The sequence below is a fragment of the Streptomyces sp. SID14515 genome (assembly GCF_010548505.1).
Classification (GTDB): Bacteria; Actinomycetota; Actinomycetes; order Streptomycetales; family Streptomycetaceae; genus Streptomyces; species Streptomyces caviscabies.
In genome coordinates this window covers 52299-64324 of sequence record NZ_JAAGMH010000143.1, presented here as the reverse complement: position 1 = coordinate 64324, position 12026 = coordinate 52299, and the positions used below count along the sequence as shown (strand labels likewise).

At 74.8% G+C, this 12026-nt stretch carries 12 protein-coding genes and 1 pseudogene; 5 read left to right on the top strand and 8 right to left on the bottom strand.

Going from position 1 to position 12026, the window contains the following annotated elements; translation table 11 throughout:
* Positions 1-6 precede the first annotated feature (6 nt).
* Positions 7-831, top strand: coding sequence for a PucR family transcriptional regulator (locus G3I54_RS34490; protein WP_164620717.1), 825 nt, complete (start codon positions 7-9; stop codon positions 829-831).
* Between the two features lie 151 nt (positions 832-982).
* On the opposite strand, the gene G3I54_RS34485 is transcribed toward G3I54_RS34490, so the two are convergent.
* On the bottom strand, positions 983-2104 hold the full coding sequence (locus tag G3I54_RS34485) for a glycerate kinase (protein ID WP_164620920.1): 1122 nt from the start codon (positions 2102-2104) through the stop codon (positions 983-985).
* 138 nt (positions 2105-2242) lie between these two features.
* Between G3I54_RS34485 and G3I54_RS34480 the strand changes: the two genes are divergently transcribed.
* Positions 2243-2740: an NUDIX hydrolase gene (locus G3I54_RS34480; protein WP_164620715.1), complete on the top strand. Its 498-nt coding sequence runs from the start codon at positions 2243-2245 to the stop codon at positions 2738-2740.
* A gap of 35 nt (positions 2741-2775) precedes the next feature.
* Here the strand turns inward: G3I54_RS34480 and G3I54_RS34475 are convergent, their stop codons facing one another.
* Positions 2776-2976 (bottom strand): type II toxin-antitoxin system VapB family antitoxin, encoded by a 201-nt coding sequence (locus G3I54_RS34475; RefSeq protein ID WP_065476793.1) that lies wholly within the window; start codon positions 2974-2976, stop codon positions 2776-2778.
* A gap of 170 nt (positions 2977-3146) precedes the next feature.
* Between G3I54_RS34475 and G3I54_RS34470 the strand changes: the two are divergent.
* A pseudogene (locus G3I54_RS34470) lies at positions 3147-3368 on the top strand (CoA-transferase); the annotation flags it as partial.
* Between the two features lie 498 nt (positions 3369-3866).
* Here the strand turns inward: G3I54_RS34470 and G3I54_RS34465 are convergent.
* Positions 3867-4271: a (2Fe-2S) ferredoxin domain-containing protein gene (locus tag G3I54_RS34465; RefSeq protein ID WP_164620713.1), complete on the bottom strand. Its 405-nt coding sequence runs from the start codon at positions 4269-4271 to the stop codon at positions 3867-3869.
* 372 nt (positions 4272-4643) lie between these two features.
* Here G3I54_RS34465 and G3I54_RS34460 point away from each other — a divergent pair, with 372 nt between their 5' ends.
* Positions 4644-5225, top strand: coding sequence for a TMEM165/GDT1 family protein (locus G3I54_RS34460; RefSeq protein ID WP_164620711.1), 582 nt, complete (start codon positions 4644-4646; stop codon positions 5223-5225).
* Between the two features lie 115 nt (positions 5226-5340).
* Here G3I54_RS34460 and G3I54_RS34455 read toward each other — a convergent pair whose 3' ends face one another.
* The 3 genes from G3I54_RS34455 to G3I54_RS34445 form a co-directional block, all read right to left on the bottom strand.
* Positions 5341-5880, bottom strand: coding sequence for a methylated-DNA--[protein]-cysteine S-methyltransferase (locus G3I54_RS34455; RefSeq protein WP_164620709.1), 540 nt, complete (start codon positions 5878-5880; stop codon positions 5341-5343).
* Between the two features lie 11 nt (positions 5881-5891).
* Positions 5892-7364: an AlkA N-terminal domain-containing protein gene (locus G3I54_RS34450; protein ID WP_164620707.1), complete on the bottom strand. Its 1473-nt coding sequence runs from the start codon at positions 7362-7364 to the stop codon at positions 5892-5894.
* A 100-nt stretch (positions 7365-7464) separates the two neighbouring features.
* The gene (locus G3I54_RS34445) at positions 7465-8001 is read right to left on the bottom strand and encodes an O-acetyl-ADP-ribose deacetylase (protein WP_164620706.1); all 537 of its coding nucleotides are present in this window, start codon (positions 7999-8001) and stop codon (positions 7465-7467) included.
* 223 nt (positions 8002-8224) lie between these two features.
* On the opposite strand from G3I54_RS34445, the gene G3I54_RS34440 reads away from it, so the two are divergent.
* Positions 8225-9625 (top strand): threonine/serine exporter family protein, encoded by a 1401-nt coding sequence (locus tag G3I54_RS34440; protein ID WP_343240500.1) that lies wholly within the window; start codon positions 8225-8227, stop codon positions 9623-9625.
* Positions 9626-9635: 10 nt separating this feature from the next.
* Here the strand turns inward: G3I54_RS34440 and G3I54_RS34435 are convergent, their stop codons facing one another.
* Both G3I54_RS34435 and G3I54_RS34430 read right to left on the bottom strand, forming a co-directional pair.
* Positions 9636-11051, bottom strand: coding sequence for an NAD(P)/FAD-dependent oxidoreductase (locus tag G3I54_RS34435; protein ID WP_164620702.1), 1416 nt, complete (start codon positions 11049-11051; stop codon positions 9636-9638).
* 94 nt (positions 11052-11145) lie between these two features.
* Positions 11146-11991, bottom strand: coding sequence for an inositol monophosphatase family protein (locus G3I54_RS34430; RefSeq protein ID WP_164620700.1), 846 nt, complete (start codon positions 11989-11991; stop codon positions 11146-11148).
* Positions 11992-12026: the final 35 nt, after the last annotated feature.

Sequence of the window (12026 nt, the reverse complement as noted above, 5' to 3'; positions counted from 1 at the left end):
CGGCGGATGCGGCGTGGAACGCGGTACGGGGCGCTGCTCGGCCCGCTGCTGGCGGGCGGGGCGCGGCCGGACCTGGTGGAGCGTGCGGCGCGCGGACTCGGGCTGCCGGAACGCGGGCGTTACGCGGTGGTGGTGCTGGGCGCACCCGTGCCGGAGGCCGCGGTGGCGGCGGGGCCGGACGTGGTGGGCCCGGGCGCGGTAGGCCCGGACGCGGAGGACCCGGAGGCGGACGGCCCGGACGCTGGCGGCTCGGACGCGGACGGGACGCGCTGGTGCTGGTGCGGCTCCGGGGGCGCGGGCGGGGGCGGCGACTGCGACGGTGCCGGGGATGTCGTGGTGGTGCTGCTGGGGGCGGAAGGCCCGGCCGGGGCGGTGGCGCGGCTCGGGGAGCTCGGGGCGGGCCCGGGAGGCATGAGTCCGGTGGTCGGCTCGTTGGCGGAGCTGGGCACGGCACGGCGGCTCGCGGGCACGGCGCTGCTGACCTGTGCGCCCGGCACCCGGGAGGTCGTACGGCTGGACGAACGGCTGCCGACGGCCCTGCTGGTGAGCCGGCCGGAGCTGTCGGCCCGGCTCCTCGCGGAGGTGTTCGGTCCGCTGCTGACGCTGGTCCCCGCGGAGCGCGCGGTGCTGGTGGGGACGCTGGAGGCGTGGCTGGAGTGCGGGGGTTCGGTGGGGCGGGCGGCGGTACGGCTGCGCTGCCACCGCAACACGGTGTTCAACCGGCTGCGCCGGCTGGAGCGGCTGACCGCGCGCTCGCTGTCCCGGCCGCGCGAGCTGGTCGACCTGGTGCTGGCGCTGGACGTCCTGAGGCTGTCGTCCGGGCCGGCGTGAGCGCCGGACGGACACGGAGAACGGGAACGAGGAGCGGGAACGGGAAACGGGGAGCGGGGAGAGGGGAGCGGGGAGCGGGAACGGGAAACGGGAGGGGCCCGGCGTCTGTCCCCGGGCCCCTCCCGCCGTTCACTCCGTACGGCGCTCCGCCTCAGCTCCGCAGCAGGAAGTCCCGGGCGATCGACTCCGCCGCCCGCTCCAGCAGCGGCCCGGCCTGGGCCATGGACACCGCCGGGTCCGGTTCCAGCTCGGCCAGGGCGTAGGCGCGGCGGATGCCCGCCTTCTCCAGGGCCTCGGTGGGCAGGGCGAGCCGGCCGCAGACCGCGACGACCTCGATCCCGGCCGCGCGGGCGGCGGCGGCGACCCCGGCCGGGGCCTTGCCGTGCAGCGTCTGCTCGTCCAGCGAGCCCTCGCCCGTGATGACCAGCGTGGCCCGGGCGAGCGCCGGGGCGAAGCCCAGCACGTCGAGCATGACCTCGATGCCGGGGCGGAAGCGGGCACCGAGGGCGACGAGCGCCCCGTAACCGATGCCTCCGGCCGCGCCCGCGCCGGGCAGGGCGGCCGTCTCCGGGCCCAGGACCGAGGCGAAGTGCGTCAGGGCCGCGTCGAGGAGCGCGATGTCCTCCTCGCTCGCGCCCTTCTGCCGTCCGTACACCTCGGGGGCGCCCTTGGGCCCGGTCAGCGGGTTGTCCACATCGCTGGCCAGGACCAGGTCGACGTCCGCCAGGCGCGGGTCGAGCCCGGACAGGTCGGCCTCGGCCAGCTCGGCGAGCGGTCCGCCGCCGGGGCCGACGGGCTTGCCGTCCGCGTCCAGGAAACGGGCGCCGAGGGCGGCGAGCATGCCCGCGCCGCCGTCCGTGGTGGCGCTGCCGCCGACCCCGAACACGATCGTCGTGGCCCCCGCCTCCAGGGCGGCCCGCAGGAGTTCGCCCGAGCCGTACGTGGTGGCCGTGAGCGGGGCGAACACCCCGTCGGGCAGGAGCTGGAGGCCCGAGGCCTCGGCCATCTCCACCACGGCGGTGGACCCGCGCAGCGCGTACGCCGCCGTCACCGGGTCCCCGAGGGGGCCGGTCACCCGCGCCTCGCGGCGCTCGAATCCGGCGGCCACCGCCGCCGCGACCGTACCGTCGCCGCCGTCCGCGACCGGCAGGGTCTCCACCCGCACGCCGGGGACGACGCGCCGCAGCCCGGCCGTCACCCGCTCCGCGACCTGTACGGCCGTGAGCGAGCCCTTGAACTTGTCCGCCGCGACGAGCACGCGCGCGGTCTCCACATCTGCTCCGTCCGTCACCTTGCATCCCTTGCTTTCGAACAGGCAGTCGCGCCGCCCCGACCCTATCCGCACGACCCCTGATCTGCCCATGGCCGTCCACGGCCGTGCGGTCCGGACCGGGCCACTACGCTGTCGGCCGTGACGACTCCCGATGCCGACTACGCCGCGTACATCGCCGGGCTCCCCCGGGTCCTGGCCGGTGCCGCCGCCCTCTTCCGTGACGTGGACGGGCGGATCCTGCTCGTCGAGCCGAACTACCGCGAGGGCTGGGCGCTGCCCGGCGGGACGGTCGAGTCGGACACTGGCGAGAGCCCCCGGCAGGGTGCCCGGCGCGAGACGGCGGAGGAGATCGGCCTCGACGTGGCCCCGGGACGGCTGCTCGCCGTGGACTGGGTGCGGGGCGTGGGCCGGCCGCCGATCGTGGCGTACGTGTACGACGGCGGGGTGCTCACCGCCGCCCAGCTGGCGGCGATCCGGCTTCAGGAGGAGGAACTGCTGTCCTGGCGGCTGGTGGCGCCCGCCGATCTGGACGGCTTTCTGCTCGGCGCGCTCCGCCACCGGGTACGGGCGGCGCTGGCGGTCCTGGCCTCCGGCGGCGGGCCGGTGGAGCTGGAGGACGGCGAGCCGGTCGCGTAGTCGCGCGAAGGTCGCGAGAAAGGGGCTGCGGGCGGTCAGCCCTGCTGCGCCTCGGGTTTGATCTCCACCTCGCGCGCCGCACCCTCGCGCTCGGCGACCACGGCCTCGGTGCGGTGGCCGCGCGCGATGTAGTCGCGCACCACGAGTTCGACGGCGTCCTGAGGGTTCCCGACCCCCGCGAGCACCATGACTTCGACGACGAGTTCGGCGTCCAGACTGACGGTCACCTTGGCCATGCGCGGACCCTACCCCGGCACGTTCCGCGCGCGGGCCGCATTCCCCGAAGAGCACGCGCCGGACGGTCGGGACCACCATCGTGTCCGGCGCCGATGTGTGGCCGGCCGCCATCGCCGGGCCGTCGCGGGTTCCTGGTCTCCTCGCAGCCGATGCGGCGAGAGGGGTACGGATGAGCAGGGACAAGGTGGTCGCCGACGCGGCGGACGCGGTCGCGGGCGTGGCGCGCGGGGCGTCGCTTGCGGTGGGCGGTTTCGGGCTGTGCGGCATACCCGGTGTGCTGATCCACGCTCTGCTGGAGCGGGGCACAGGCGGGCTGAGGGTGGTGTCCGACAACTGCGGGGTGGACGACTGGGGCCTGGGCCTCCTGCTGCGGGCGGGACTGATCGCGCGCGGATGACCAGCTCCGCCGAGCGGCCGGCCGAGGTCCGCGAGGCCGCCGGAGGGCACCTCCCCCGCCGAGCTGCTCGCCCGCTGCCCCTGGACCGGTGAGCCGGTAGCCGCAGCCGGCTTCACGCGCCCCCCTGACGGGGCCCTCCACTTCGGAGAGCCCCGTTCCGTCCTGTTCGTCGTGGTGAGCCTCCCGTGGCCCCTGGTGCCCCGGGCGTCACCCACGGTTCGGCGGGTGGCGATGTCCGCCACTTCCCGCCCGCCCACTGTGGAGATCCACGCCATGGGATGCCCGGCGGAGCGTCTCTAGCCTTTCCGGCCATGACGAGGCGATTTCACGCAGCGCCCGGTTCCCCGGCGCCGGACGCCGGGGCCGTGGACCTCAGGGGGCGTACCGCCCTCGTCACCGCCGCACGCTGGAGATCCAGCTGGCCCTGCGCCTCCACCGGCTGGCCCAGGGCCTGTGACGGCGGGCGGGTGGGCCGCTGGACCGTTCCGGGCCTCAGCCGTCCAGGCCCGCCGAGATCCGGCGCGAGGGCTTGAAGACGTACAGGTCGAGGATGTCCGGGGCGTCCGCGAGGCCCGGGCCGCCGGCCGCCGCCCAGGTCACGATGTCCTGCTCGGCGTGCTCGTCGTTGACCAGGCCCAGCCAGACCGGCCGGCCCCCGGCGCGCCGGCCGTCGGCGGAGGGCTGCACGACGATCACGTTGCCCTGCTCGCAGGCGTCCAGGCACTCGACCGCCCGTACGGTGGCGGCGCCCTCCAGGCCGGAGCGGAGCCGGGCCAGCTGGGCCGCGTGGTCGACGCCGGGGATCTTCTCGGTGCCGCAGCAGCAGCCCCGGCAGACGCTGACGGTGGGCCGGGGGACGCTCTGGGCGGGCACGTCCTTGCGGGGGCGGCGGCTCATGGGGGCACTTCCCGTCGCGGTGGGTGATGTGGAGTGGACCACCGGTGGCACGGGTGATCATCACGACTCTACCGAGGCGCCCACGGATCGAACACCAGCGCCCTCGCCCGGCCGGGTGGGGTAGTGTTGACGGCTGCGAAGGGGAGTAGCCCCGCAAACCGGTCGTCGACATACTGGAGCCCTCGGGTTCCCGGTGGCCGGGCTCGTGAGTCCTGTCGAAGGGCTCCACGGGCGGGCGAGACCTTCGGTCCTGTATGACACGTCCACGTCCTGTGGGCGCTGCCGTCATGCCGGGCCGAGTGGTCCTCCGAAAGAGCCCGAGCGGCGCTTCGCGAAGATCCGGGGCCCGGCTCGAACAGAAAGCCACCCGGAATGCACCTCGACCCCCTGGCGATCATCACCGCCTTCGGGCTGATCTTCCTCGCGGAGCTCCCCGACAAGACGATGTTCGCGTCGCTGGCCATGGGCACGCGGATGCGGCCGCTCTATGTGTGGTTCGGCACCTCGTCCGCGTTCATCGTGCACGTCGCCATCGCCGTGGGTGCGGGCGGCCTCATCGGCCTGCTGCCCGACTGGATCGTCAAGCTGGTCTCGGCCTCGCTCTTCGCGCTCGGCGCGTTCCTCCTGCTGCGCGGCAGCGGCGGGGACGACGAGGAGACCGAGGTGAAGACCGTGACCGGTTTCTGGCCGGTCTACTCGACCGCGTTCATGGCGGTCTTCATCAGCGAGTGGGGCGACCTGACGCAGATCACCACGGCCAACCTCGCGGCGAGCAACGGCGCCTGGTCCACGGCGCTCGGCTCGGCCGCCGCCCTGATGTCGGTGTCGGCGCTGGCGCTGCTCGCGGGGAAGTTCATCGCCAAGCGCGTACCGCTGAAGACCGTGCAGCGCATCGGCGGGATCTGCATGCTGGGCCTCGCCGTCTGGACGGCTGTGGAGATCTTCACCGGCTGAGGCCGGTGCGCGGGCGCGCGGAGAGCGCGCGGAGAGACGGGGGCGTACCGGCTTCGGTACGCCCCCGCCCGCGTCCGGCCCGGGACCGCGTCCGGGACCGCTCCCCCGCCCGCGCTCAGAACAGGGCCTGCGCCCCGTCCCCCGTACCGCCGCTCTCGAACGCGAGCAGCCGCTGCTTGCGGTCCAGGCCGCCGCCGTATCCGGTGAGGCTCCCGGAGGCTCCGATCACCCGGTGGCACGGCACGATGATCCCGACCGGATTCTTGCCGTTTGCCAGGCCGACGGCCCGTGAGGCGCCCGGTTTGCCCAGTTCCTCGGCCAGTTCGCCGTACGTACGGGTCTCGCCGTACGGGATCTTCAGCAGCTCCGCCCAGACGCTCCGCTGGAACGGGGTGCCCGCGAGGTTCAACGGCAGGTCGAAGGCGGTGCGGTCTCCGGCGAAGTACTCCGTGAGCTGCCGGATCACCTCGGCGAAGGGCTCCGGGTCGGGTACGCCGAAGGTCTCCTCGGGCGGGCGGTGGCGCTGGTCGGTCATGTAGAGGGCGGAGAGGACGCCGTCGGTGGCGACGAGCGTCAGCGGGCCGTAGGGGCTGTCGAGAACCGTGTGCTGCTTGGTCGCGGCGACGGGGGTCGTGGCGGGGGTCAGGGCGGTCATGGGGGTCTCCTTCAGGCGGGCAGGTGGTTGATGGGGTGGTCGTCCACCGTCCAGAGGTACTGCACGGCGTACGCCCGCCAGGGGCGCCAGTCGGCGGCCCGTGCGGTGAGGGCGGCGGGGGTGGCCGGCAGCCCGAGGCGCTCGGCGGCCCGGCGGATGCCCAGGTCGGTGGGGAGGAAGGCGTCGGGGTCGCCGAGGGCCCGCATGGCGATGGACTCGACCGTCCAGGGGCCGAAGCCGGGCAGCGCGGCCAGCTCGGTGCGGGCCCGCTCCCAGTCGGTGTCGGTGTCGAGCCGCAGCCGGTCCTCGGCGAGGGCGGCGACGAGCGTGGTGAGGGTGGTGCGCCGGGTGCGCGGCAGGGCCAGGGCCTCCGGATCGAGGCCCGCCAGGGCCTCCGGCGTCGGGAAGAGGTGGGTCAGGCCGCCCTCGGGGTCCTCGACCGGCACTCCGTGGGCGGTAACCAGGCGGGCCGCGTGGGTGCGGGCGGCGGCGGTGGAGACCTGCTGGCCGAGCACCGCGCGTACCGCGAACTCCGCGCCGTCCACCGTACGGGGCACCCGGCGGCCCGGGCCCGCGTCGACCAGCGGGGCGAGCAGCGGGTCGGTGCGCAGCTGGGCGTCCACGGCGACCGGGTCCGCGTCCAGGTCGAGGAGCCAGCGGCACCGGCTGATGGCCCGGGTGAGGTCGCGGGGGTCGGTGAGCGAGAGCCGGCAGGCGATGTGGTCGGGGGCCGGGGCGAGGGCGACGACGCCGTGTCCGTACGGGAGGGTGAGGGTGCGGCGGTACGCGCCGTCGCGCCACTCCTCCACGCCGGGGACGGCGGTCGCGGCGAGGTGACCGAAGAGGTTGCTCGGGTTGAGCGGAGCCCGGTACGGCAGGCGGAGGGCGATGACGCCCGGTACGGCGGTGGCCCGCGGGCCCCGGGCGGCGCGGGTGCGCAGTTCGCCGGGGGCCAGGCCGAAGACCTCGCGGACCGTCTCGTTGAAGGTGCGGATCGAGGAGAAGCCCGCGGCGAACGCCACCTGGGCCATGGGCAGTTCGGTCGTCTCGATGAGGAGGCGGGCGGTCTGCGCGCGCTGGGCGCGGGCCAGGGCCAGCGGGCCCGCGCCCAGCTCGGCCAGCAGCTGGCGTTCGATCTGGCGGGCGGAGTAGCCGAGCCGGGAGGCGAGCCCGGGCACGCCCTCTCGGTCGACGACCCCGTCCCGGATCAGGCGCATGGCGCGGGCGACCGAGTCGGCGCGGGCGTTCCACTCGGGGGAACCGGGACTGGTGTCGGGGCGGCACCGCTTGCAGGCCCGGAAGCCCGCCTGCTGGCAGGCCGCGGCGCTCGGGTAGAAGGTCATGTTGGCGACCTTGGGCGGCACGACGGGGCAGCTGGGGCGACAGTAGATCCGGGTGGTCAGGACCGCGGTGAAGAACCAGCCGTCGAAGCGGGCGTCCTTGGACTGGACGGCCCGCACGCAGCGCTCGGTGTCGGTGTGCATGGTTCCAGGATGGGTCACCGGTCAGGGGCCTGGCTGGCGGAAATCCGACATGGGCCTCGCGACGCCGGAGCCGCCCCCGGGAACCACCCCGGGAGCCCGCTCAGCCGCGCATCGCGAGGACTTCCTCGAACTCCACGTACGCGTGCGCGTCGAAGAGCACGAAGCGCACCTCCTCGACCGGCTCCACGGTCTCCGCCAGCACCGTGCGCACCGCGATCCGGGCCCCGTCGTCCATCGGCCAGCCGTAGATACCGGTGGAGATCGCCGGGAACGCGATGGACTTGGCCCCCAACTCCGCTGCCAGGCGCAGGGATTCGCGGTAGCAGGAGGCGAGCAGGGCGGAGCGGTCCTGGGCGCCGGAGAAGACCGGGCCGACCGTGTGCACGATCCACTGCGCGTCGAGGCGTCCGGCGGTCGTGGCGACGGCCTGCCCGGTGGGCAGCCCCTTCCCGTAGTGCGAGGCGCGCAGTTCACGGCAGGCGGCGAGGATGTCGGGTCCGCCGCGCCGGTGGATGGCGCCGTCGACCCCGCCGCCGCCGAGGAGCGAGGAGTTCGCCGCGTTGACGATGACGTCCACGGACTGGTCGGTGATGTCGCCGCGGACCAGACGTACGGCGGGAGAGACAGAGGTGCTCATGCGGACATCATGCCGCGCGCCGGGGGCCTTCGCCGCCCGGTCCGGCGGACCGGCCCGCGCGAACCGCACCGGGTCGCCGCCGTGCGGTGACGCGCGGCGTTCCGCTGCCGCCCGGCCGACCGCCCAAGGGGCAGAATGTCCCGGTACATCACCACATCACCGTTCTCCGCGCTGTCGGCTCTCCGCGCTGTCGGCGGTGGCTACTCAGGGGAGGGGCGCACCCGTGTCCTCAGACGACGCGTCCGGCACCACGTTCCTGGCCAGACGGCGGGCGCGGCGCGAGCAGCTGGCCCGGTTGCGGGACAACGAGTCGACGCTGCTGGACCGGCTGTACGGAACGGAGTTCGAGGGGTACGCCTTCCCCGAACCGCACGACGTGGACGAGCGCACCGCCGTCGCCTGTATGCGGTTCGCGCTCCGCCACGGGCGGGAGTTGTTCCTCGCGGGGGCGGAGACCCGGGCCATCGAGTCGTCGATCGTCGCGGTCACCGCGCACTGGGGCATGGACCATATGACGGTCGACGTCACCGCACGGACCGTTCAGGCCCAGTACGCGCCGCCCGGAGCCCGGCCGCTGACGATGATGATGGAGACGGGTTCGGAGGACAGCCGCGATCTGCGCCAGCTGGACGATCTGAGCGCGCTGACCCACCGGGTGCTGGACGAGGACCTGAGGCCGCTGGACGCCGAGCGCGAACTGACCCGCATCATCTCGCTGAAGGGCTACTGGCCCTGGTGGACCAAGGTGCTGGGCGGCGCGCTGCTGGCCGCCATGCTCTGTGTGCTCGCCTCGGGGACGCCGAAGGCGGCGGCCGTCTCGACCGTGGTGTTCCTGGTGGGCAACCGCTTCGGCTGGGCGCTGGGCACCAACGGGCTGCCCTCGTTCTACGTCACCGGGCTCCAGACCGCCGCGGTCATCGGGCTGACGATGCTGCTGGCCGACGCGCATGTGCTGACCGGGGGCGAGGCGGCGAGCGTGGCCGCGGCCAACATGGTGCTGCTCCTGCCGATCCTGTCGGTGGTGAGCCTCGCGGAGGACGCCATCTCGGGGTTCCGGGCGATGGCCGCCGGACGGCTGATCAGTGTGGGCATGTTCCTGGCGTCGATGATCGGCGGGATCTCCCTGGTGGCGTTCCTGCTGCGGGACGCCGATGTGGACGCCCGCAACACGGCTTTCCGCGCGCTGCCGTTGGCGCTGTCCCTGGTGACCTCCGCCGTCGGGGCGCTGGGCAACGCGATCTTCATGGGCGGGCCGCCCCGGCTGCTGCCGTGGGCGATGGGCGCGGGCGTGGTGGCCGGTCTGGTCAACGGTGTCCTGCACCAGGAGCTGGGGCAGCCCACCCCGCTGGCGGTCCTGGGGGCGGCGGCGGTGCTGGGCGCGGCGGCGGGCGCCGTGGCGCCGCTCCTGCGGATCCCCTCGCGGTCCCTGGTGGTGCCCGGTATCGCGGGGGCCCTGCTGCCCGGTCCGGACGTCTACCGCAGCCTGCTCCAGTACGGGCTGCATGTTCCCGGGGCGGGCGGCTACGCGGTGCTGGCGTTCGTCACCACGGCCTCCATCGGCGTGGGCACCGTGCTCGGCGACCACATCGGCGGTGCCGCGCAACGGCGTTGGGCGCCCCGCTGACCGGAGGCGTTCAGGAGGCCCGCAGCCGTCGCCATACGGCCTTGGCGGCGTGGTGGCCGGACATGCCGTGCACGCCGGGTCCTGGCGGGGTGGCCGAGGAGCAGAGGAAGACCGCCGGGTGCGCGGTCGCGTACGGGACGCGGGCGAGCTTGGGGCGGATGAGGGTCTGCAGGCCCGAGAAGGCTCCGCAGGCGATGTCGCCGCCGATGTAGTTGGCGTTGCGCTCGGCGAGCTGCGGCGGTCCGGAGATCGCGCGGGCGAGCACCAGATCGCGGAACCCGGGGGCGAAGCGCTCCAGTCGGCGTTCGATGACGTCGGTGGCGTCGCCCTCCCAGCCGGCCGGGACATGCCCGTACACCCAGAAGACATGGCGTCCTTCGGGGGCCCGGGAGGGGTCGATGAGGCTCGGCTGGGCGGTGATGAGGAAGGGGACGTCGGGGTCGCGGCCCTCGACGGCGGCCCGCAGCGCCGTGTCGATGACTCCGGCGGTGGGGCCGATGTGGACGGTGCCCGCGCGGCGAGCCTCCTCGGCGGTCCAGGGGACGGGGCCGGACAGGGCGTAGTCGATCTTGAAGGCGGCGGCGCCGTAGCGGTAGTGGCTGTACGCCGAGCCGAGGTCCGCGATCCGGGCGAGCGCGGAGGGCGAGGTGTCGAAGATGTAGGCGCGGGCGGGCGGGAGTTCGTCCAGCCGCTTGACCTCGCTGCCGGTGCGGATGGTCCCGCCCTGTTCCCGGAGGTAGGAGGCGAGGGCGTCCGAGATGGCCTGGGAGCCGCCGCGCGGCACCGGCCAGCCGTTCTCGTGGGCGGCGAGCGCGAAGACGAGGGCGATCGCCGAGGTGGCGAAGCCGCTGGTGGGAGCTATGGCGTGGGCGGCGAGCCCGGCGAAGAGACCGCGCGCCTTCTCGCCCTGGAAGCGGCGGGAGACCCAGGTGGCGGGCTGGAGGCCGAGCAGGCCGAAGCGGGCCAGCCGGTACGGGTCGCGGGGCAGACCGTCCCAGGGGGTGCGCAGGAAGTCGGCGGCCAGGGTGTCCCAGCGGCCGAGGAAGGGGGCCAGGAGGCGGCGGTAGGCCCCGGCGTCGACGGGCCCCAGCGACATCGCGCTCTCGCCGACGGAGCGGGTGAGCGCGGCGGCGGTGCCGTCCGGGAAGGGGTGGGCGAGGTCGACCTCGGGGTGCAGCCACTCAAGTCCGTGCCGGGCCAGGGGCATCGCCCGGAACGCGGGCGAGCCGATCCCGAGCGGGTGCACGGCGGAGCAGGGGTCGTGCCGGAACCCCGGCAGCGTCAGCTCCTCGGTGCGGGCGCCACCGCCGACGGTGTCGTGCGCTTCGTGGAGCTCCACGGCGAAGCCCCTGCGGGCGAGTTCGGCGGCGGCGGTCAGCCCGTTGGGCCCGGCCCCCACGACGACCGCGTCAAGCATCGAGGGCACCTGGGGACTCCTTCGTCGGCCGGCGGGCGGAGACCCAGGATATTCCGGCGCGCCGACAGCGCGGACGCGGGTACCCCGGGGTCGGTGGGGCGGGTCAGCCGCCGGACCGCAGCGCGGCCAGGACGCGCCGGGCGGTGGCCTCGTCGCGGGCCGCCGTGAACGGCAGGTCGTTGCCGCCCGCGATCCGGAACGGGGCGCCGGACAGGGTCGACTGGACGCCGCCCGCCTCGGTGACCAGGAGCAGGCCCGCCGCGTGGTCCCAGGCCAGCTCCCAGTTGAAGGCGACGGCGTCCTGCGCGCCGCGGGCGACGGCGAGGTATTCAAGCCCGGCCGAGCCGCAGGGGCGGGGAGCGATGCCTTCGGTGCGCAGGCCGAGCAGGGCCCGCTTCTGCGCGTCGGTGGTGTAGTCGGGGTGCGACATCGCCACGTCGAGCACGGCGCCGGGGGCGGGCGACCCGGAGCGTATCGGCACGCCGTTCAGCGTGGCGCCCCGGCCGCGCACGGCGACGGCCATCTCGCCGAGGGCCGGTGCGTACGTCCACGAGGCGTGGACCTCGCCGTGCAGGGCCAGGGCGACCAGGGTGCAGAAGCCGGCCTCGCCGCGGACGAACTGGCGGGTGCCGTCGACCGGGTCGACGATCCAGACCGGGGCCTCGCCGCCGAGCGCGTCGTAGACGGCCGGGTCGGCGTGGACGGCCTCCTCGCCGACGACGACCGAGCCGGGCAGCAGCTTGGTGAGGGCGGCGGTGAGGTGTTCCTCGGCGAGCCGGTCGGCGGCGGTGACCAGATCGTGCGGGCCGCTCTTCTCGATGATCTCGTGGGCGGCGAGCTTCCGGTGGCGGGGCATGATCTCGGCCGCTGCCGCGGCGCGCACGGCCGCCTCGACGTCGGCCGGCGCTCCGGTGTGCCCCGCGGTCCCGTACAGGAAGTCATCGATCATGGCTCCACCCAATCACGATCGGCCGGCGAGGCGGC